The organism is Ruegeria sp. C8, from assembly GCF_056537565.1.
In genome coordinates, this window is sequence record NZ_JBQFRV010000001.1 from 593,700 (window position 1) to 615,200 (window position 21,501).

The 21,501-nt window shown below is 60.1% G+C and carries 20 protein-coding genes; 9 read left to right on the forward strand and 11 right to left on the reverse strand.

Going from position 1 to position 21,501, the window contains the following annotated elements:
- Positions 1-26: 26 nt before the first annotated feature.
- Entirely contained in the window at positions 27-566 is a 540-nt protein-coding gene (locus tag ACR0KL_RS02980) for a TIGR00730 family Rossman fold protein (RefSeq protein WP_170766970.1), read from the forward strand.
- A 36-nt stretch (positions 567-602) separates the two neighbouring features.
- Here the strand turns inward: ACR0KL_RS02980 and ACR0KL_RS02985 are convergent, their stop codons facing one another.
- The 3 genes from ACR0KL_RS02985 to ACR0KL_RS02995 form a co-directional block, all read right to left on the reverse strand.
- A complete protein-coding gene (locus ACR0KL_RS02985; protein WP_170482702.1) occupies positions 603-1,061 on the reverse strand; it encodes a host attachment family protein in 459 nt (152 codons plus the stop codon).
- Between the two features lie 234 nt (positions 1,062-1,295).
- Positions 1,296-2,081 (reverse strand): ABC transporter permease subunit, encoded by a 786-nt coding sequence (locus ACR0KL_RS02990; protein ID WP_480724142.1) that lies wholly within the window; start codon positions 2,079-2,081, stop codon positions 1,296-1,298.
- A 185-nt stretch (positions 2,082-2,266) separates the two neighbouring features.
- Positions 2,267-2,866: a superoxide dismutase gene (locus ACR0KL_RS02995; protein ID WP_170666430.1), complete on the reverse strand. Its 600-nt coding sequence runs from the start codon at positions 2,864-2,866 to the stop codon at positions 2,267-2,269.
- A 100-nt stretch (positions 2,867-2,966) separates the two neighbouring features.
- Here ACR0KL_RS02995 and ACR0KL_RS03000 point away from each other — a divergent pair, with 100 nt between their 5' ends.
- The gene (locus ACR0KL_RS03000) at positions 2,967-3,728 is read left to right on the forward strand and encodes an FkbM family methyltransferase (RefSeq protein WP_480776624.1); all 762 of its coding nucleotides are present in this window, start codon (positions 2,967-2,969) and stop codon (positions 3,726-3,728) included.
- Positions 3,729-3,837: 109 nt separating this feature from the next.
- On the opposite strand, the gene ACR0KL_RS03005 is transcribed toward ACR0KL_RS03000, so the two are convergent.
- The 4 genes from ACR0KL_RS03005 to ACR0KL_RS03020 form a co-directional block, all read right to left on the reverse strand.
- The gene (locus ACR0KL_RS03005) at positions 3,838-4,404 is read right to left on the reverse strand and encodes a sarcosine oxidase subunit gamma (RefSeq protein WP_170676523.1); all 567 of its coding nucleotides are present in this window, start codon (positions 4,402-4,404) and stop codon (positions 3,838-3,840) included.
- Positions 4,397-7,426, reverse strand: coding sequence for a sarcosine oxidase subunit alpha family protein (locus ACR0KL_RS03010; protein WP_170676525.1), 3,030 nt, complete (start codon positions 7,424-7,426; stop codon positions 4,397-4,399). The genes ACR0KL_RS03005 and ACR0KL_RS03010 overlap by 8 nt, the downstream gene beginning before the upstream one ends.
- A gap of 43 nt (positions 7,427-7,469) precedes the next feature.
- A complete protein-coding gene (locus ACR0KL_RS03015; protein ID WP_170676527.1) occupies positions 7,470-7,799 on the reverse strand; it encodes a sarcosine oxidase subunit delta in 330 nt (109 codons plus the stop codon).
- A 76-nt stretch (positions 7,800-7,875) separates the two neighbouring features.
- Positions 7,876-9,120, reverse strand: a complete 1,245-nt coding sequence (locus ACR0KL_RS03020) for a sarcosine oxidase subunit beta family protein (RefSeq protein ID WP_170666423.1) — start codon at positions 9,118-9,120, stop codon at positions 7,876-7,878.
- A gap of 175 nt (positions 9,121-9,295) precedes the next feature.
- Here ACR0KL_RS03020 and ccmI point away from each other — a divergent pair, with 175 nt between their 5' ends.
- From ccmI to ACR0KL_RS03035, 3 genes are read left to right on the forward strand one after another with little or no spacing between them, the layout of a single operon-like run.
- On the forward strand, positions 9,296-10,522 hold the full coding sequence (ccmI, locus tag ACR0KL_RS03025; protein ID WP_170676529.1) for a c-type cytochrome biogenesis protein CcmI: 1,227 nt from the start codon (positions 9,296-9,298) through the stop codon (positions 10,520-10,522).
- Positions 10,519-10,983, forward strand: a complete 465-nt coding sequence (gene ruvX / locus ACR0KL_RS03030) for a Holliday junction resolvase RuvX (protein WP_170676531.1) — start codon at positions 10,519-10,521, stop codon at positions 10,981-10,983. The genes ccmI and ruvX overlap by 4 nt, the downstream gene beginning before the upstream one ends.
- 17 nt (positions 10,984-11,000) lie before the next feature.
- Complete coding sequence (locus ACR0KL_RS03035) at positions 11,001-11,231, forward strand: DUF1289 domain-containing protein (RefSeq protein WP_170374099.1); 231 nt, start codon at positions 11,001-11,003, stop codon at positions 11,229-11,231.
- A gap of 523 nt (positions 11,232-11,754) precedes the next feature.
- Here ACR0KL_RS03035 and ACR0KL_RS03040 read toward each other — a convergent pair.
- From ACR0KL_RS03040 to dusA, 3 genes are read right to left on the reverse strand one after another with little or no spacing between them, the layout of a single operon-like run.
- Complete coding sequence (locus tag ACR0KL_RS03040) at positions 11,755-12,540, reverse strand: hypothetical protein (RefSeq protein WP_480776625.1); 786 nt, start codon at positions 12,538-12,540, stop codon at positions 11,755-11,757.
- On the reverse strand, positions 12,534-13,358 hold the full coding sequence (locus tag ACR0KL_RS03045; protein WP_170676535.1) for a sulfite exporter TauE/SafE family protein: 825 nt from the start codon (positions 13,356-13,358) through the stop codon (positions 12,534-12,536). The genes ACR0KL_RS03040 and ACR0KL_RS03045 overlap by 7 nt, the downstream gene beginning before the upstream one ends.
- A 38-nt stretch (positions 13,359-13,396) precedes the next feature.
- The gene (gene dusA / locus ACR0KL_RS03050) at positions 13,397-14,404 is read right to left on the reverse strand and encodes a tRNA dihydrouridine(20/20a) synthase DusA (RefSeq protein ID WP_170676537.1); all 1,008 of its coding nucleotides are present in this window, start codon (positions 14,402-14,404) and stop codon (positions 13,397-13,399) included.
- 146 nt (positions 14,405-14,550) lie between these two features.
- Between dusA and ACR0KL_RS03055 the strand changes: the two genes are divergently transcribed.
- On the forward strand, positions 14,551-16,608 hold the full coding sequence (locus tag ACR0KL_RS03055; protein WP_480776626.1) for a CocE/NonD family hydrolase: 2,058 nt from the start codon (positions 14,551-14,553) through the stop codon (positions 16,606-16,608).
- A 32-nt stretch (positions 16,609-16,640) separates the two neighbouring features.
- Here ACR0KL_RS03055 and ACR0KL_RS03060 read toward each other — a convergent pair whose 3' ends face one another.
- Positions 16,641-17,252 (reverse strand): TetR/AcrR family transcriptional regulator, encoded by a 612-nt coding sequence (locus ACR0KL_RS03060; protein WP_170488757.1) that lies wholly within the window; start codon positions 17,250-17,252, stop codon positions 16,641-16,643.
- A gap of 138 nt (positions 17,253-17,390) precedes the next feature.
- Between ACR0KL_RS03060 and ACR0KL_RS03065 the strand changes: the two genes are divergently transcribed.
- From ACR0KL_RS03065 to ACR0KL_RS03075, 3 genes are all read left to right on the forward strand, one after another.
- A complete protein-coding gene (locus ACR0KL_RS03065) occupies positions 17,391-17,855 on the forward strand; it encodes a (2Fe-2S)-binding protein (protein WP_170374105.1) in 465 nt (154 codons plus the stop codon).
- Between the two features lie 3 nt (positions 17,856-17,858).
- The gene (locus tag ACR0KL_RS03070; protein ID WP_480776627.1) at positions 17,859-20,045 is read left to right on the forward strand and encodes a xanthine dehydrogenase family protein molybdopterin-binding subunit; all 2,187 of its coding nucleotides are present in this window, start codon (positions 17,859-17,861) and stop codon (positions 20,043-20,045) included.
- 130 nt (positions 20,046-20,175) lie between these two features.
- Complete coding sequence (locus ACR0KL_RS03075; RefSeq protein ID WP_170676543.1) at positions 20,176-21,495, forward strand: glutamine synthetase family protein; 1,320 nt, start codon at positions 20,176-20,178, stop codon at positions 21,493-21,495.
- Positions 21,496-21,501 lie beyond the last annotated feature (6 nt).

Sequence of the window (21,501 nt, forward strand, 5' to 3'; positions counted from 1 at the left end):
TGAAACAAGCCCGGAGCGCACCTGTTATGTCCCAGAAATCCGTCTGTGTGTATTGCGGGTCACGCAATGGCACCAATCCCGCCTATTCTGACGCCGCCAAACAGTTGGGAACCGCGCTGGCGCAAGAAGGCTGGCGACTGGTCTACGGGGCCGGAGATGTGGGTCTGATGGGGGAAGTCGCGCGCGCCACGCAATCTGCCGGGGGCGAGACCTTCGGCGTTATTCCGGTGCATCTGGTCCAGCGCGAGGTCGGCAAAAGCGACCTGACCCACTACGTGATCACCGAGACGATGCACGAGCGCAAGAAAGTCATGATCATGAATGCGGATGCCGTCGTGGTGCTGCCCGGAGGGCCGGGATCACTGGATGAGTTGTTCGAGGCGCTGACATGGCGGCAGTTGGGCCTGCATGATAAGCCGATTGTGGTGGTGAATGTGGGGGGCTACTGGGATAAGCTCCGCGACCTGCTGGAACAGGTGATCGAACAGGGATTTGCCGATCAATCTCTTTCAAGTTTCGTGACTTGGGTCGAGGATGCCGACGCGGCCATCGCCGCTTTGCGGTAGGCAAAAATGTGGGCGGCTGAAGCCGCCCGTTTTCATTCAAGCCAGACGTGGCGCAGGGCGAAGGCGCTGTTTCAGCACCTGTTCGACCTTGTGAAGCGGGTGGTTGGTTAGGGTTTTATCCACCTCGGCCACAACTTTGGCCAGCACCTCACTATGCAGCCTGCGCCGCAGCAGGCCCAGAACGTGCGGGCTGGCCACCAGAACAAGCCTGCTGAATTTGCCTTTCAAACCCTTGCGGTTCAGAAGATTGGCAAGGTCCTGCACGAACAGCGATTTCGCATGGGATTTCCAGTCTGGCTCCTCAACCGCTGATTTCTGGTTCGGTCCTGGATCAGACCGCCGACCGGCCCGGTCTGTGGGGCGGTCTTGCGCCTCTTGCTCCTCAACCGAAACGACAACCAGATTGGGGTCTTCGGCATCAGTGATGTTCTCGACGAACAGTGCCTTTTCCCCATCCGCGATAACAACCCAGGTTCCCTGTTCAAGTGCAGCCATTATGCTCTCCCGTAGTGGTTTCCATGGCCGTCCCTCATGTATTGGGCACAAGTTCTTTGCTTCGCGGCCAGAGCGTTCTGGCGCGGTGTTTGCTTGTGCTTCCAATGGGTGCGGTTCTCTCCCTCCGCTGTATTTACTTAAGCACTGGCGGACCGGGTACAATCCCGTCTCATACCGAAACTTGACGTATCGGCAAGTTTTCACCTGCGCTTCATGTTCGAGCAGATTTCGGCCCTAGTGGATGCCTGCGGTCAGACCCCGCATCAACCATCGCTGCAGCCCAATCACCACAATAGCCGGTGGCACCAGCGCCAAAAGCGCCAGAACCATACCCGCCGTTCCACCAAAGCCCGAATAGGCCATGCCGCGCACCAAAGTGTCATGGTCCTGACTGGTGGTGGTGATCATGATCGGCCAGACATACTGGTTCCATCCCAGCACAAACAGGATCGCAAACACAGCCGCGATCATCGGTAGAGACAGTGGGATAATGATGTCAACCAGCACACGCAGCGGTCCGGCGCCGTCCATCTGGGCAGCCTCCATCACCTCACTAGGGATCTGGCGCATGTATTGGCGGAACACCAGCACGCCCAGCCCGCTGGCCGTGATCGGCAGGATCATCCCCGCGTAGGAATTGAGCAGCCCAAGATCACTGGCAACGGCGAAGGTCGGCAGGATTCGGGTCTCGATCGGAAAGAACATCGCGATCAGAATCACGCCGTAGATCAACCCGCTGCAGGGCAGTCGAAAGAACACCAGCGCATAGGCGGCCATCATCGACATCACGCTTTTCAAGATGGCAACGCCAAGGGCCAGTACCAGCGAATTCCACATCATCGCCCCTGCCCCAATCCCAGCGCTGCTGAGGCCACCACGCCAGACCCGCTGAACCAAGGCCCAAAGCTCGGGCAGATCAAGGGCCGTGAGCAACTGCCAAAGCAGCAGGCAGACCGGCCCGCACATCAAGGCAACGCCCGACAGAAGAATCGCGTGATCGAGGAGATGGTTTCCACGCAAGCTTGAGGTCCAATCGTCAAAATGGCGGTTTGCCAGTTGGTTACAGCAGGACTGTCACGGTTGAGGCGGTCTCGCAAGGTTTGCTGCGCGGATTAACCAACCGCGCAGCATGAAAACTATACCAATGAAAAAGGCCTGCCAGCGTCTCCGCCAGCAGGCCCCTGTTCCCGAAAGGGACACTCAGATCACATGCGCGATGCGACGTTTTCCCAGTTCACCAGGTTGTCGAGGAAGTTCGACAGGTAAGCCGGACGCTTGTTGCGGAAGTCGATGTAGTAGGAATGCTCCCACACGTCGCAACCCAGCAGAGCGGTCTGACCAAAGCACAGCGGGTTCACGCCGTTTTCGGTTTTGGTCACGGCCAGCGAGCCGTCTGCGTTTTTGACCAGCCATGCCCAGCCCGAGCCGAACTGACCAGCGCCAGCCGCGCTGAACTGCGACTTGAACTCGTCAACCGAGCCGAAGCTTTCGGTCAGCGCATTTTCAAGTTCGCTAGGCATCGCGCTTTCGCCAGGGCCCATCATCTCCCAGAACTGGTTGTGATTCCACAACTGGCTGATGTTGTTGAAGATACCGTTCTGTGCGACGGCGTTTGCGTCGTAGGTACCTACGATGATCTCTTCCAGCGACTTGCCGTCCCACTCTGTGCCGGCGATCAACTTGTTGCCGTTGTCGACATAGGCTTTGTGGTGCAGGTCGTGGTGATATTCCAGCGTTTCGGCGGACATGCCCTTGGCTGCCAGCGCGTCATGTGCATAAGGAAGATCAGGAAGTTCAAAAGCCATGTCGGCCCCCTGTAAAATAAAAGTTGCGGTTCCCAAGGGTTAAATGCTTTGGCAACCGCCGCAGGTCAAGGGGCGAGACAATAAAACCCGGAGGTCCGCGATGCTGACACAGGCGCGCAAGATGTTTTACCGCGCCCGCGGATACTATGCAGGGAACCTGAATGGTCAGACGTTCCGGCTGGATCCCTACCATTCGAAATTCTGGCGCAAAGCCTCGGCCGGAGATTGGGAGCCTGAGACCTTCGCAGTTCTCGATCAGTTCCTATCCCCGGAAAGCGACTATCTGGATATCGGCGCGTGGATTGGGCCGACGGTCCTTTACGGTGCGCGCAAAGCCCGCCATGTGTTTTGCTTTGAGCCCGACCCGACCGCGTTTCGCCATCTGGCCTGGAACCTGGACCTGAACGATATCCGCAATGTCTCGGCCTTTGGGGTCGCTCTGTCGGATCAGTTCGGAGTGGCCCGCATGGCCTCAACCCGAGGAGAGCCAGGCGATTCCACCAGTTCCCTTTTGCATGACGCGGCGCATGGAACGGATGCTTTGACAATCGCATGGGATCAGTTCCAGGCCGCCCAGGATTTAAGCCGCGTCTCGCTGGTGAAAATGGATATCGAAGGGGCCGAGTTCTTTGTCCTGCCTACGTTACTGGACTGGCTGAAACAGAAACGTCCCGCTTTGTTTCTGTCCCTGCATGCGCCACTTTTGGAAGAGGCGAACCGACGTTCCCGTATGGAAAGCCTGCTAGAAAGCCTAAGGTTCTACAACCATCTGTGCGACGAAAACGGACAGCCGGTGACGGTACAGGCGCTGTTGGAACCCGCGGCGCTCAGCCGCTTTCAAACGATCCTTTTACATGATTGAAGTGGGCGCCGTTCGGGCCTCCGATCACTCTTAACTGGTATTCCCAAGGTCGGAACGCAAAAGGCTCCGGCCAAAACCGGAGCCTTTTTTGACATCAGTCGTCGGTTCGTTAGTAAACCCCGACCTCACTGCCCGGCTGCGCCGCAACCTTGAGCAGTTTGAACACATAGTCAGCCGCCGAACGGAAGCAGACGATGCGCAGGGTCTCGGCGTCGTCCATCCAGAATGCACCAGCCACCTGAGCTAGACGCGAACGGCGAATTTGGCCGGGTTGGAAAGCCGCAGGTGACAGATCGACCGGAGCAACCTTGCCCAGAACTTCACGCGCGTTGCTGCCCGTGACTGAGAACACCGCACGGGCGTCCGAGACATTGACGGCCAGCGCATGCGTACCGCCAAGCGCGTTGGCCATCTCGGCCAGTTTGGCCTCAACCTCGGCATAGGGCACAAGCACCAGCAGCTCATCGGTGGACATCCAGCACACGCCGGTATCGCCATCGACCAGAGCCTCACGCTGGCCGGGCATTTTTTGCCCGGTTGCATCCTTGACAGCCTTGGCCAGCACCTTGTCGGACAGATCGCCGCGCAGGGTGATCATGCCCTGCAGGCCGACCTCGGCTACTTTGGCGATACCGTCATAGCTGGCGTGGTTCAGTGCACTGATGGGTTCAGACATTCTGCTTCTCCCCGTCCTTGTCGTAGAAGATCGGATCGACGATCTTGGCTTTGTAGGTTTTGCCATCGGTTCCGGGGAACTCGACAATCTCGCCCATGCGGTCAGGACCGTGCTTGATCAGACCCATCGCGATGCCTTTGCCCAGATTGGCCGAGTAGTATGTCGAAGTCACACGCCCGATCATGTTGCGCTGACCGTTGGCATTGACGCCCTCGCCCACCGCATAGGCTCCGTCCGGCAGAACTGATCCATCCACAGTCTCCAGACCGACCAGTTTCCAACGCTCCGGATCGGCCATATGGGTCCGCGAATGGGCGCGCTTGCCGAGGTAGTCCTCTTTCTTCTTGGACAGCGCCCAGTGCAGCCCCAGATCCTGCGGGATCACGGTGCCGTCGGTCTCGTCGCCGATCATGATAAAGCCCTTCTCGGCCCGCAGGATGTGCAGACATTCGGTGCCGTAAGGCATCACGCCGAACTCTTTGCCCGCGTCGAACAGAGCGTCCCAGAACGCCTGGCCCTGGCTTGCAGGAACCGCGATCTCATAGGACAGCTCACCCGAGAACGAGATGCGGTAGGCCCGCGCGTCGAACGCGCCGATCTTGCCGTCACGCCATTCCATGAAGGGCAGCGCCTCTTTCGAGACATCCATGCCGCCGCCTGCTTGGGCGTTCAGCTTCTCCAGCACCTTGCGGGCGTTGGGGCCAACCACGGCGACCTGAGCGTATTGCTCGGTCACGTTGGCGACATAGACTTTCCAGTCCCACCACTCGGTCTGCAGCCATTCTTCCATGTGACCATGGATACGCTCGGCACCGCCGGTGGTGGTGTGGCAGAGCCATGTGTCCTCGTCGATGCGGGCAACAACACCGTCGTCGATCAGGAAGCCGTTCTCGGAACACATCAGGCCATAGCGACATTTGCCAACCTTCAGAGTGGACATCATGTTGGTGTACATCATGTCCAGGAACTTGCCCGCATCGGGGCCTTTGACGATCAGTTTACCCAGTGTCGAGGCGTCCAGCAGGCCGAGGTTCTCACGGGTGTTCTTCACCTCACGATTCACCGCGTCATGCACGGATTCACCGGGACGGACATAGGCATAGGTCCGGCGCCAATGGCCGACCGGCTCCCAGTCTGCGCCATTCTGATCGTGCCAGTTGTGCATCGGGGTCTGGCGGATCGGTTGGAACACCTCACCACGTGCTTCACCACCAATCGACGCCAGCGAGATAGGCGTATAGGGCGGACGGAACGTGGTGGTGCCGACCTTCGGAATTTCCGAATCCAGCGCATCAGCAAGGATCGCCAAGCCGTTGATATTACTCAACTTACCCTGATCGGTCGCCATACCCAGCGTGGTGTAACGCTTGGTGTGTTCGACGCTTTCATAGCCTTCGCGCGCAGCCAGCTGAACGTCCGAGACCTTCACGTCGTTCTGGAAGTCCAACCACGACTTCATACGCAGCTGGATGTCCGCATTCGCAGGCATCAACCAGACAGCAGCCATCGGAGCCTCGGCCGTGGTTTCGCCCGTAGGAGCCTTGGTGCGTTTTGCTTTGTACCCGGCCGCCTTCACCGCTGCTTTGCCTGCGGCATCCGCGTCGGTCAGAACGTCGCCGAGAGCCAGCGGACCGTTGGACGAACCCGCGGCGATCACGAAGCCTTCACCGTCTGCGCCCAGCGGAGGACGTTCAGGGTCAGGACGGAAATGGGCGTTCGCCTCATCCCAGATCAGCTTGCCGCCGCAATGCGACCACATGTGAACAACCGGAGACCAGCCGCCCGACATGGCGACTGCATCGCATTCGACCTCTTCCCGCGCACCACCGATGCCTTCCTGGTTGCACAGCGCAACTTTCTTGACGCGCTTGCCGCCTTTGACCTTGGCGATGGCCTTGCCGGGATCGACACGGATGCCCAGTTGGCGCGCCTCTTCCGCCAGAGGTCCGGCGCTTGCGCGCGCATCGACCACGCGTAGAACATCAACACCGGCTTTCTTGAGGGCAATTGCAGTGCGATAGGCGTCGTCATTGTTGGTCGCAACGATCACGCGGTCGCCGGGGGTCACGCCCCAGTTCACCACATAATCCCGCATAGCCGAGGCCAACATCACGCCCGGAACATCGTTACCCGCGAAAGACAGCGGACGCTCAATCGCGCCGGTTGCTGTGACAACCTGTTTGGCACGGATGCGCCACAGGCGATGACGCGGGCCTTGCACGCCCGGAGTGTGGTCCGTCAGGCGTTCGTAGCCCAGTACATAACCGTGGTCATAAACCCCTGCCCCCATGCAGCGATTGCGCAGGATGACGTTGTCCATTGTTTCGAGTTCAGAAACTAATTGTTCCACGAACTTATCCACAGGCTCACCGTCGATCGTTCCACCATCAACAGGAGCACGACCACCCCAATGCGCAGTCTGCTCGATCAGCATGACCTTCGCACCGGATTGAGCCGCCGTTTTGGCCGCCTGCAGACCGGCAACACCGCCACCGATCACCAGTACATCGGTGAAGTGATAGAAATGCTCATAGGTGTCTGCGTCACGGTTGTCCTTGTCGGGCGCTTTGCCGAGACCGGCGGACTGACGGATGAACGGCTCGTAGACATGTTTCCAGAACGGCTTCGGATGAATGAACATCTTGTAGTAGAAGCCAGCAGGCAGAAAGCGCGACAGATGGGTGTTGATCGACCCGATGTCGAACTCGAGGTTCGGCCAGTGGTTCTGCGACACGGATGTCAGACCGTTGAACAGCTCGGTTGTGGTGGCGCGCTGGTTCGGTTCAAACCGGTTGCCTTCGCCCAAACCGACCAGAGCGTTCGGCTCTTCCGCGCCACTGGCAACGACGCCGCGCGGACGGTGGTATTTGAACGACCGGCCCATCATCATCTGGTCATTGGCCAGAAGGGCGGATGCAAGGGTATCGCCTTCGTAGCCCTGCATCGAGGTGCCGTTGAAGGTAAAGGTAACCTGTTTCGACCGGTCAATCAGCCGGCCTTGATTTGCGAGACGGGTGCTCATGTTGCGGACCTTTCGCAGGCGGAATTACGGATGGCTGGGCGGATCATTTAAACTCTCTCCACGTCCAGCCGGGACGCTTCGCGGTGATAGCGTCCTTGATCTCTTGCGGTGGCTCGGTGGTCTGGGCCGAATAGGTGCCGAATACCTCAAGAGTGTTGGTGCAGCGCGCCGCGTGGAACCACTTGCCACAGCCATTTGCGTGGCGCCAACGTTCGAAATGAACGCCTTTAGGGTTCTCACGCATGAACAGGTAGTCGTGGAAATCATCATCCGACGAGCCGGGGCCAAAGCGCTTCAGATGCGCTTCGCCGCCAGCGGCCAGTTCAGTTTCTTCGGCATCGACGCCGCAATAGGGGCAATTCAGGATCAGCATATGGTCATCCTTTTCTCGGTTGGTCGGCACTCGGGCCGACCAGAATTCTGTGTTGTGGCCACCTCGGGCAGCGCCCTTAGTGAGCCACCCCGGCGGCGACGCTTTCGTCGATGAAGCGGCCCTCTTTGAAGCGGTCCATCGAGAAGGCCTCGGTCAGTGGTGAATGACCTGTCGCCATCAGCTGTGCCATACCCCAGCCCGAGCCCGGAATGGCCTTGAAGCCACCGGTTCCCCAACCTGCGTTGATGAAACAGCCCTGAAGCGGTGTTTTCGACAGGATCGGAGACCGGTCGCCGGTCATATCCACAATCCCGCCCCACTGACGCAGCATTTTCAGGCGCGAGATCATTGGGAAGGTCTCGACCAATGCGCGGACGGTTTCCTCGATGTGATGGAAGCTGCCACGCTGGGTGAAGTTGTTGAACCCATCGGTACCGCCGCCGATCACCATCTCGCCCTTGTCGGACTGCGACATGTAGCCGTGAACAGTGTTGGCCATCACGACCACGTCCATGCAGGGCTTGATCGGTTCGGACACCAGCGCCTGCAGCGCAACGGCTTCCAGCGGCAAGCGGAAGCCAGCCATTTCGGCCAGTTGACCGGAATGGCCCGCAACGACGATCCCCAGCTTGTCGCAGTCGATCGCACCTTTGGTGGTATCAACGCCGACCACGCGACCATTGTCCGAGCGAACGCCGGTGACTTCGCATTTCTGAATGATGTCCATGCCCATGGCCGAACAGGCGCGCGCATAGCCCCATGCCACCGCATCGTGACGCGCGGTGCCGCCGCGTTCCTGCCAAAGGCCACCCAGAACCGGATAGCGCGGACCATCCAGATTGATGATCGGCACCAGCTCTTTCACGCGTTCGGGCCCGATCCACTCGGTCTGAACACCCTGCAGCGCATTGGCATGCGCGGTGCGCTGATAGCCGCGAATTTCGTGCTGGGTCTGCGCCAGCATGATCACGCCGCGCGGGCTGAACATGATGTTATAGTTCAGGTCCTGACTCAGGTCCTCATAGAGGCCCCGCGCCTTTTCATAGAGCGCCGCCGAAGGATCCTGCAGGTAGTTCGACCGGATGATGGTCGTGTTCCGGCCCGTGTTCCCGCCGCCCAGCCATCCTTTTTCGATGATGGCGACATTCTGGATGCCGTAGTTTTTACCAAGGTAGTAGGCGGTCGCCAGACCATGCCCCCCGGCACCGACGATGATCACGTCGTATTTTTTCTTCGGCTCAGGCGAGCGCCATGCGCGCTCCCATCCGGTGTGATAGCGCAACGCTTCGCGCGCGACAGCAAAGGCTGAATAGTGTTTCATAAGCGAATCCATCCGGTTCGGTGATTGGCGCAGGTATGCCGCGTCGACCGGGTATATCCACGCCGGTCAACGCCGCAATATAGCACTATTGCGACATGTGGCACATTCGCGGCCATTTGTCCCTTTTTTTAGGCGGCCCGCAGGTCTAAGTCAGGGCAGAATTTCAGGAGAGAGCATGACGTTCTGGGTCATTTCATGTCTGATCGCGCTGCTGGTCGCAGGGTTCCTCGGCTACACGCTTTTGCGCGGCCGCCGCGCGGACGAACCAACCGCAGCCTACGATCTGCGCGTCTACCGCGAACAACTGGCGGGTGTTGACCGTGATCTGGCCCGAGGAGTCATTGGCGAAGCCGATGCCGAGAGGGTCCGCACCGAGATCTCACGCCGCATTCTGGCAGCAGACGCCCAGATGCAGGGCGACCGGGTGGCCTCGGGCCCGTCGCGCGGGGTTTCCGTCGTCACCATCGCAATCGTGATGCTGGTCGTGATTGGTGGCGCGCTGGCGATGTATTACCGAACCGGTGCCGTCGGCCTGCCCGACCAACCCCTGACCGCACGGCTGGCACTGGCCGAGGAGGTCCGGTCGAACCGCCCAGCGCAGGAAGCAGCCGAAGTCCTTGCCACCCCGCCGCAGCCGCGACAACTGGAAGAAAGCTACGCAACGCTGCTCCAGCAACTGCGCGACACCGTGGCGGCCCGGCCGAATGACCTGCAAGGGCATATCCTGCTGACACAGCACGAAGCCAATGCGGGGAACTTCAAGGCCGCTTATGCCGCGCAGCAACGCGTTGTCGAGCTTTCGGGTCAGGCTGCAACAGCCGATGATTACTCGGATCTGGCCGAAAAGATGATCCTTGCGGCAGGCGGCTACATCTCGCCCGAGGCCGAGCAAGTTCTGGCCGCCGCGCTTGAGCGTGATCCCCGACACGGCCCGGCGCGCTACTACTGGGGGCAAATGCTGGCCCAGACCGGCCGTCCAGACCTCGCCTATCGTGTCTGGGTCGACACCGCGCGGAATGCGCCAGCGGGCGCTCCTTGGGGTGATGCGATTCGCGCCCAATTGGATGAGCTTGCCTTTCGCGCGGGGGTTTTCAACGGCCCCGACCCCAGCTCATTGGGGCAGCCCGGCCCAAGTCAGGACGATGTCGCCGCCGCAGCGGAGATGACCCCGGAAGAACGGCAAGAGATGATCCAAGGCATGGTTGACCGTCTGTCTGATCGCCTGGCGACTGAGGGCGGCCCTCCTCAGGACTGGGCGCGCCTGATCGCGGCGCTTGGCGTCTTGGGTCAGGCCCAGCGTGCAATAGATATCCGCGACGAAGCCGAGGTCCTCTTTGCCGACAACCCCGAGGCGCTTGAGATGATCGATGCAGCCGCCCTGCAAGCCGGTATTGCCCAATGATCCACGACGATTTTGAAGGTTTCGCCGCTTCCCTGTCGCCGATGACGGCGCTGATGGGGCTGGATCTGGGTGAAAAGACCATCGGCGTGGCGGTCTCGGACCGGATGCGCGGGGTGGCTAGCCCTCTGGAGACCGTGCGTCGCAAGAAATTCACCCTCGATTCCGCGCGCTTGCTTGAGTTGATCAAGGATCGTGAGATAGGCGGCGTCATCCTCGGGCTACCAAAAAACATGGACGGTACCGAAGGCCCCCGTTGCCAATCTACCCGTGCCTTTGCCCGCAACTTAACCCGCCTAACCGACTGCCCCATCGGCTTTTGGGACGAGCGTCTGAGCACAGTTGCTGCAGAAAAGGCACTTTTAGAGGCGGATACGACACGAAAACGTCGCGGACAGGTTATTGATCACGTTGCAGCAGGGTATATCTTGCAGGGAGCGCTGGACAGGCTGCGCTTTTTGTAATGGGTCGGAGACCACGAATGACGAACATGGTTTGGCAGCGCGATGAGGTCGAAAGCCCCTGTGTACGAATCTGTGTTGTCCACCCGACAGAGCAGATTTGCACCGGCTGTTACCGCACCCTTGATGAGATCGCGCGCTGGTCACGTATGGACAGCAGCGAACGCGCCGAAATCATGGAGGCTCTGCCCGCCCGCAAACCGCGCCTCGCCAAACGGCGCGGCGGGCGTTCGGCCCGCCTGAAAAGCTGACCGCTCAGTCCACCGCGCTGGTTTCATCCTTTGATTTGTCACACCTGCCCTGTTGTCGGGTCGCGAGTTCTTCCTTGAACAGGTCTGAGTATTCGGACCGGCTGGTTCTTGGATGTTTTGCAGGCCGTTCCATCGTGGTGTCGACAGTCACGGGTTGCGCGTGATCTCGCAGCTTGGAAAAGCGTTGTAGAAAGCTTTTGAAAGACATTAAGAACCAATCAATTAAGTGTGCCTGCTGCGGGCCGGACGCACGCCTCGAAAAAAAAGCGAGGCGAAAGCCGGTTCCGTGAGTGAGTGGCGACCCGCAGCGGCACGGTCTGGCTAAAGAGTTTTCAGCCGGAACGACGAAGAAAACGCCTTCCGTTGTATATTCATTGACTCGGCAATCAATAAACTTATCGCAAAGTGACCCCACGTCATTTTTCGTGACAGGTCGGGTTTTGAAGCCCAAAAGTTGCGAAACGGGCAGATGTGGGCGTGGTCTGCTGGGGTAATTCGCGGGAACCGTTTCCCTCACGAGACATCAGCGTGTTTCAATCCACTCCGCGACGCCGTTGGCGCATTCGGGGCGGAAATAGGCAATCATCCGTCCATCCGGCCCAGCGGTCGCCCCCTCCGGCCATGGCGCAACACCATGCAGACAATGGCGGTGCAGCAGATAGGCCTCGCCGGGTTTGGCAGGCAATTCGATCCTTGGGCAGGTCTCGAAGACCTCGCGGCGGGTCGCCTGATATATATCGGTGATGTCGACCTGGCTCAGATCGGTCTGGGACTGATCCGCAAAAGCCGCTCTAAAGGCCTCGCCCATTGGGATATGACTACCTTCCCACAACACCATGGGCGAGGCATCGGGGCTGGCTTCCGACAGGGGAATGCCCAAAATCCACGCATGCGGTTCATCCACGCGACGGCGGCGATCCGGACCCATAGGTCGCAACCCATCCACATGGGCCGCGTCGCGATTGCGCCTGTAGCGCCCGGCGGCCTCGCTTTCACCCTTCCGAGGGCGGGGATACCCCGGATAGATGATCGACACCTGCCCCGGATGCAGCGGCAAGCTGCCCAGATGCGCGGCGATGAAATCCATGGCCAACCCGGACAGCGGTTTTGACGACGCAACCTGCCCAAATTCATCATTGGGCAAGGCATCTACGCCAATGAACCACGTGCCCTCACAATCCAGCCACTCGGCATGTTCAGGTGCCGTCGCGGACCGCTGAGCGTCGGGCAGAACCTGCCCAACCCATTCTGCTAGGGCGGGGTCGAACGGGAATTTGACCCAACCCTTCGCCCAGAAATCCTCTACCATCCCAATGCCTTCCGCAGCATGTTCAAAGCGACCAGTGTCAGGAACAGTGCAAAGACCCTCTTGAGCGGCTTCGGGTCCATCGCATGAGCGAGTTTAACGCCCCACGGGGCGGTGATCATCGTCATCGCGACTACTATCCCGAAGGCCACCAAGTTCACGGCCCCGATCGTCAGCGGAGGCCTGTGTTCAGGGGCAATCTCCAGAAAGAGAAAACCCAATACAGATGGCACGGCGATGATCACTCCGAACCCTGCAGCCGTTGCCACAGCCCGGTGGATGGGCGTGTTGTAAAGGCTCATGAGGGGGACGCCGAAACTGCCGCCTCCGATCCCCATAAGCACAGACAGGAAGCCCACGGATGGGGACAGAACCGCGCGCTTGATCCCCTTGGGCATCGCATCCCCTAAACGCCATTCCGAGCGACCAAAGCCCAGATACGCACCAATCACCATGCCCAGAACGCCGAACAGCGCCTGCAAGGCTTCAGTCCGCAGGGCCGAGGCGACCAGCACGCCAACAACCGCCCCTACGACGATGCCAGGCCCCCAGCCTCGCAGGATCTGCCAATCGACTGCGCCTTTCTTGTTATGGGCCAGCACCGACCGGATCGAGGTTACGATTATCGTCGCCAGCGAGGTCGCCAGACATAGCTGCATCAACTGCGGCCCACCATATCCAAGCGTTTGGAACGCATAGAAAAACGCGGGCACAAGCACGATGCCTCCGCCAACGCCGAGCAGCCCTGCCAAAACGCCCGCAAGTGCGCCAATTACAAGCAAAAGGCCCAGCATCTGGGCCAGCAACATCGTCTCGGGCATCTTCCCCCCAAACCGGTCAGAGACCGGGCTTCATTCGTTCAAACCTCGGCCAGAGGCGCCACGTGATCGAGCGCCTTCAGCATCACTTCGGGCCCTGCCCCATCCCGCACCGCCCCTTCTGACAGCGCGCGCCGCCAAGCCCGTGCGCCGGGGCGACCGGCAAAGAGGCCAAGCATATGCCGCGTGATCTGGTGCAAACGCCCTCCGTTGACAAGGTGCTGCTCGATATAGGGCACCATTTGCCGGGCCACTTCGATCGGGTCCCGAGCGTTGCCGCTCTGGTAAATTCGCATATCCGCTTCGGAGAGGATGTCAGAAGGCTGATGATAGGCCGCCCGTCCAATCATCACCCCGTCCAGCCCGGCCTCCAGATGCGTCTGCGCCTCGTCCAACGAGGTGATGCCGCCATTGATCGAAATGTGAAGATCCGCGAAATCAGCCTTCATCTGATGAACGAGGTCATAGTCGAGCGGAGGGATATCGCGGTTCTCTTTCGGGCTGAGCCCCTGTAGCCACGCCTTGCGCGCGTGGATCGTCACCCGTCGGCACCCGGCCTGCTGTATCTTGTCCAGAAAGTCCGGCAGCACGTCGCGCGGTTCCTGATCATCCACGCCAATCCGGCATTTGACGGTCACATCGACCGAGACGGCCGCACGCATGGCGGCCACGCAGTCGGCGACACGCGCGGGGTCTTTCATCAACACAGCCCCAAACGTGCCCGATTGCACCCGATCCGAGGGGCAGCCGCAATTCAGGTTGATCTCATCATACCCAGCTTCGGCCCCAAGCCGCGCGGCCTGCGCCAGTTCCTCTGGGTCCGAGCCGCCAAGCTGCAATGCAACGGGATGTTCCTGTGGGCTATAGTCTAGCAGATGCAGCGCCCCACCACGCACCAGCGCGGGCGCAGTGACCATCTCGGTGTAAAGCAGCGTCTGCTCACTCAGCAGCCGATGCAGAAACCGGCAATGGCGGTCGGTCCAGTCCATCATGGGTGCCACGCTTAAACGCGCTGCTCGGTCCAAGTTTTTCACGTTTTTCTCTGTCACCTGACAAATCCCGGTCTGTGCCTGCGTGTGGCTATCACAGCGGAACGGCAAACTTGAGTCACATTTTGCAGCCCGAAGCCTCCTATTCGCTTGCGCGCTGAACGGGTTGTGCGTTTCATACGACCAAAAGCGGCGACGCGACGAACGTGCTTGAGAGAAACGCAAGCCAAAACAACAGGAAGGACCCGGCCATGAACAGCGTAGAGGTGATCGAAACCGTCTGGATTCCGATGCCCGATGGCACGCAATTGGCCGCGCGTTTGTGGTTACCACCCAATGCGCGTGAGAATCCTGTCCCCTGTCTGCTAGAGTACATCCCCTATCGTCGCCGAGATCGCACGCGCCTGCGCGATGAAACCATGCATCCGCGCTTTGCCGAGGCGGGCTATGCCTCCATCCGGGTCGATATTCGCGGCAACGGCGATAGCGGTGGGCTGGCCGAGGATGAATACTCGCACCAGGAAACGCAGGACGGCGTTGATGTCATCGCGTGGCTGGCCGAACAGCCGTGGTGCGACGGCAATGTCGGTATGTTTGGCAAAAGCTGGGGGGCCTACAACTCATTTCAGGTGGCCGCCAAACGCCCCCCTGCGCTGAAAGCAATCGCGCCGGTGATGGGCTGCGACGACCGCTGGCGCGAAGACATCCATTTCTACGGAGGCGTCCTGGCCGGCGACAATTTCTGGTGGGGATCGATCATGCAATTGCTGAACGCCTTCCCTCCGGACCCCGAAATCGTGGGCGAGGACAAGTGGCGCGACCTCTGGCGTGAACGCCTTGAGGCGATGGAGTTCTGGCCCGCCATGTGGCTGGAACATCAGACCCATGACGAGATGTGGCGACGTGGCTCGATCTGCGAGGACTATGACGCAGTCAATGTGCCCGTCTATTATTTCGGCGGCTGGGCAGACCTGTATCGCGACACGCCGTTCCGTATTTCGGAACAGCTGAATGTGCCGGTCAAGGTGATGATGGGCCCGTGGTCGCATCTCTACCCGCATGAAGGAAAGCCCACCCCTCAGGTCGATTTCATCGCCGAGGTTCTGCGGTTCTGGGACTATTGGCTGAAGGGGATCGACACCGGGATCGAGGAGGAGCCACCGCTGCACCTATACATGATGGACAGCATGCGCCCCGCTGGAACGCAAACGCACCGCCCCGGGCGCTGGGTCGAGGAGCCCAGTTGGCCCTCGCCCAATGTTTCGAGTGAAACCTATTGGCTGAACGCGGGGTCGCTCGACGCACAGGCGCAAACAGGCGCGCCGATGCAGATCACCTCTCCGCAGACGTTCGGCTCGGCCGGTGGGGTCATGTGTTCTTTCGGTATTCCGGGCGATTTGCCTCTGGATTGTCGGATCGACGCCGCTGGGGCGATGGTGTTCCGCAGTGACACGCTGGAGTCATCGGTGGACATTCTGGGCCAACCTGAAATCGCGTTGCAGGTCAGTGTCGACCAACCTCAGGCCTTTGTCGCGGCCTTGCTGATTGATGAAGCCCCCGACGGCGCGCAGACCCTGATCTCACGCGGGTTCTTTAACCTGATGCACCGCGAAAGTGACACAGAACCAACCCCGGTCGTGCCAGGAGAAGAGATGGAGATCTCGATCCAGTTGCACGCCATCGGCTACAACGTTCCTGTCGGTCACCGGATCATGGTGCAGCTTGCGACCGCCTATTGGCCCATCTTGTGGCCCGCCCCGAATCCGGTTTGCGCGACTGTCGTGCCCGGCTCCTCGGCCTTGTCGTTGCCCGTTCGCACAAATGCGCCGGATGCGCCGACCCCTCGGGACCTTCCGGTTCCGGCCCCGGTTTCGGTACCCGAGACCTCGACCAGAGGTCAGGGCGGGTCCGAGACGACGCTGACTCGAGACACCCACACTGGCAGACTGACGGAACGTGTCTTCATCGGTGGCGGCGTCATGGGGCCGTCGTCAAAGAAGGTGCTGGAAACAGGGACCGAGATTTCCGACATGTCCGAGCGGATTTACTCCATCCTGCCCGATGACCCCCTATCCGCGATCGCGACCATGCGGCAGGAAACCCGCTTTGAGCGTGGCGATTGGGATGCACGTATCAAGACCTGGTCTCAGCAGACGGCCACGGCAACCGATTTCGTGTTGAACGCCACGGTCGAATGCTGGGACGGAGACTCGCTGTTCTTCAAAACGGAATGGAATCACGTGATCCCGCGCAACGGCATGTAGGGGCCGGTTTGTCCGCCGTACGGCCTTGAACACTACGCAGTGTCCGGGCCGTATCTGCGCATCATCATCTCGACGCTGTTGTTGATCGTGTCCGCCATTTCCTGATGGCTGAGAACCGTGCCTGAGAACAACAGCGGCCAGAACGCCCGCGCCTTGATCAGGCCGATGAATTCACGACCGGCCTGTTCGGGGTCGTCGATCTTCAATTGCCCGTCCGCGGCGGCCTCACGCAGCATGTCGATGAACGAGGCCGTCTTGTCCAGCTTGCCCTGCGCTTGTTCGGCCAACGTAGGGTTGCGCAGGATTTCGCTGATCACCATGCGGGACATGGCCATCACATCGGGCAGCATCAGAATGCGCCCCTCGGCCCAGGCCAGCTCAGTCAGTTGTTCGCGAACATCGCGCCCTTTTTCGTACCTGATCTCAAGCACTTCCGCAAAGCGACTGGATAGTTCCGCCACGATTGAGCGGAACAGATTTTCCTTGCTTTCGAAATACTTATAAAGCGTCCGCTTGGACACCTCGGCCTGGCGCGAAATACGATCCATGCTGGCCGCCGCGAACCCCTTTTCCTGGAATTCGGCCACGGCAGCTTCGATGATCTGTGCATATTTGGACGCATTGGGTGCGCTGATCTCATTCATTCCATTGCTATAGACCCATTGACCGCGCCGGGTCAAACACTAGGTAAACGCGGGAGTTTACAGGCGCGACTTTCTGTGCCACATGTAAACCCGCCAGTTTACCGACTCAGGTAGCAAGCCAACACGGAGTGTCCCCTCATGGCCATCAATCTGAAACTGAACGGCGAGACGCATACTGTCGACGCCGAACCCGGCACGCCCCTGCTCTGGGTGATCCGGGATGAGCTGAAGCTCACCGGAACCAAATTTGGCTGCGGTGTCGCATCTTGCGGCGCCTGCACCGTGCATCTGAATGGCGAGCCCGTCCGCTCGTGTCAGACCTATATCGAAGACGTCGAAGACGCCGAGATCACCACAATCGAAGCCGTCGGTGAGGACAAGATCGGCGCAGCTGTCCAACAGGCCTGGGTCGAGCTAGACGTGGTACAGTGCGGCTACTGCCAGTCGGGTCAAGTAATGTCGGCCGTTGGCCTGCTGGCTGAGAACCCCAAGCCCAGCGCTGAAGAGATCGACGCATACATGTACGGCAATGCCTGCCGCTGTGCCACCTATCAACGTATCCGCGCCGGCATCCAGCGCGCATCTGAAATTCTGGAGGCCTGATCCATGACCATCAACACCTCTCGCCGTGGATTTCTGAAAGGCGCCGCTGCTGCTGGTGCCGTCCTGCTGGTTGGCGCGCGTCCGGATGGCGCGCTGGCGGCTGCTTCGTCCGAGACCGCTCAGTTCAACCCGTTCGTGAAGATCGACGCGGATGGCACCGTGACCGCCATCGTCAAGCACTTTGAGAAGGGTCAGGGCCCTGCGACCGGCCTACCCACGCTGATCGCCGAAGAAATCGGCCTGACGATGGACCAGATCGAATACGAATTCGCGCCCTCTGATCCCAACGTCTACAACAACCTGCTGTTCGGACCGTTCCAGGGCACGGGCGGGTCGACCGCGATGGCGAATTCGTGGTTGCAATACCGTCAGGCCGGTGCTGCCGCACGCGAGATGCTGATCAACGCGGCGGCCCAAAGCTGGGGCGTCGACGCATCGGGCATCACAATCGAAGAAGGCATTGTCAAATCCGGCGACAAGTCCGCTCCGATTGCCGAATTCGTGGCCGCAGCCGCTCAGCTGGACGCTCCGTCCGAGCCGCGCCTGAAGGACCCGTCCGAGTTCCGCCTGATCGGAAACGAAGCCGTTCGGCGTAAGGATTCGGCGATCAAGGGCAATGGTCAGGCCATGTATGCCATGGACGTTCACCTTCCCAACCAGATGATCGCCATGATCAAACGCCCTGAATCCAAAGGCGGAATTGCGCTAGGGTTTGACGATAGCGCCTCGAAAGAGGTCAAAGGCTACATCAGTGCCGCGGTTCTACCCAACCAAGCGGGTGTCGCTGTCTACGCGGAAAACACCTGGGCCGCGATTCAGGCGCGTGATGCGCTTGAGGTCGAATGGGATATGTCGGGCGCTGAAACTCGCGACTCGGATCAGATCAAGGCCGAGATCATGGACGCGCTCGATGCCGAGCCGACCTACAACGTCAACAAGGCCGATTTTGCCGCCGTCTCTGCCGCTATCGACGGCGCTGACACTGTGGTTGAGCGGACCTTCTACTTCCCGCTTCTGGCCCATGCGCCGATGGAACCGCTGAACTGCACCATCGAACAGACTGCAGAGGGCGACATTGTCCTGCATGATGGCGCGCAGATGCCGACCGGCCCACATATGGCCTACCAGCAGATATTTGAACTTCCGGCCGAGAAGATTCACATCAACACCATGCTGGCAGGCGGGTCCTTTGGACGCCGTGCGACACCTGATGCGGACTATCAGGTCGAGGCCGCGCTGGCCTTCGTGGTCACCGACCGCTCTCGCCCGGTCAAACTGGTCTGGACACGTGAAGATGACATTCGCAGCGGCTACTACCGCCCTGCCTTTGGTCACAAAGTGCGTGTTGGTCTGGATGGCGAAGGGAATATCGTCGGATGGCACCATCAAATCGCCGGTCAATCGGTCATCAAAGGTACGCCGTTTGAAGCCGTCCTGGTGCATGACGGCATCGACCACAGCTCGGTCGAAGGGGTTTCTGACAGCCCCTACGCCATCCCCGGCATGGCCGTGGGTCTGACGGATACACCGAAAGCGACGACTGTATTGTGGTGGCGTTCGGTCGGGCACACCCATACGGCCTATGCGATGGAGGCCATGATGGACCTGGCCGCCGAGGCCGCCGGTCGTGACCCGGTCGAGTTCCGCCTGGCGCATCTAAGCGATGACAGCAACGCAGATCAGGCCCGCAAAGCCGGAGTTTTGAAGCTGGCGATTGAGAAGGCCGGATGGGGCAACGCTCCAGCCGGGCGCGCGCAAGGCATCGCGGTCCACAAGTCCTTTGGCTCCTATGTGGCCGAAGTAGTCGAGGTGTCCGGCGATTTGGATAGCGGAGTTCGCATCGAAAAAGTCACCTGTGCCGTTGATTGCGGCATCGCGGTGAACCCCGATGTGGTCAAAGCACAGATCGAAGGTGGTGTCGGCTATGGCATTGGTCACGTCATGCGCGACCAGATCACGCTGACCAGCGGCGCAGTAGACCAGTTCAATTTCCCGGATTACGAGCCTCTGCGGATTGGTGACATCCAGGCGATTGACGTCCATATCGTTCCATCAGCCGAAGCGCCCACGGGCGTCGGCGAGCCGGGCACGCCTCCGTCCGCCCCGGCGCTGGCGAATGCAATCCGCGCTCTTTCGGGCGTGAAGGTTACGACCCTGCCCATGGCGGAAAACGGCGTAACCTTCGTCTGATCCTAAGAAACAGAGCGTCGGCGCAATTTGTGCCGACGCCTTTTTACTACCGCCGAAATTTGATCAAATTTCGTGACAAGGCCGTTTGGCTTCGCTACATCTCGGATAACCGAGAGGAGCTACAGCCCCAATGGACCTGAACGCCTTGCATAATTTCCGCGTTGCCGCCTGCGACCTGAACGGTCAGATGCGAGGCAAGCGCGTCCCGCCTACCTATGCCGACAAGCTGAGCAAGGGTGCCGTGCGCATGCCATTCTCGGCCTTGAACGTCGATCTATGGGGCGCGGACATCGACGGAAGCCCCCTCGTATTCGAAACCGGTGACGCCGATGGTATCCTGCTTCCGACCGAGCGCGGGCCTGTGCCAGTGCCATGGCTGGAAACCTCGACGGCCCTGGTTCCCATGAGCCTCTATGACGATGACGGCGTTCCCTTTTCAGGCGACCCGCGCCATGCGCTTGCATCCGTGCTGTCGCGCTACGCGCAGCGCGGCTGGTCAGTCGTTGCGGCGACTGAGTTGGAATTCACCCTTGTTGACGCATCCGGCCCCCAACCGTTACCGCCTCTCAACCCCATCACTGGTCGCCGCCTGACGGATGAAGCGGTTCTGTCCGTCGCCGAAATGGACGCGTTCGAGGCGTTCTTCACCGACCTCTATGACGGGTGCGCTGCAATGGACATCCCCGCACAAACCGCCATATCCGAAAGCGGTATCGGTCAATTCGAGATCAACCTCAATCATCAGGACGCCATGCGCTGCGCTGATGATACGTGGCTTTTCAAGGCTTTGACGCGCGGTTTGGCCCGAAAACACGGTTTTGCTGCGACCTTCATGTCGAAACCATATGCCGAGGACGCGGGAAACGGGATGCATGTGCATTTCTCGGTCCTGGACCAAGACGGGCGGAACATCTTCGACGATGGCGGGCCCGAGGGCACCGACCTGCTGCGCTCAGCCGTGGCCGGGTGCCTTGCTGCCATGCCTGCCAGCACTCTGATCTTTGCCCCTCATGGGAATTCATACGCGCGGCTTGTGCCCAGCGCTCATGCCCCCACCGGTGCAAGCTGGGCCTATGAGAACAGAACCGCCGCCATACGCATTCCGGGCGGTGCCCCCGTGGCCCGACGTATCGAACACCGCGTGGCTGGCGGCGACATCAACCCTTACCTGATGCTGAGTGCCGTTCTGGGCGCGGCACTGGTCGGCATCGAGGACGGCATGGTGCCCCCCGCCCCGATCTCGGGCAATGCTTATGAAATTGACGGTCTGCCTCAGCTTGCTGGCGACTGGTCCGCCGCCATCGACCTGTTCGAGAGCTACCCGATCATTGCCCGGCTTTTCCCATCGGAATTGATCCGCAATCTGTCGATGACCAAACGGCAGGAAATTGCACGTTTTGCAGACCGCCCGGAGGACGAACACTGGCTAAGCTATCTCGAGGCCGTGTGACCCCCT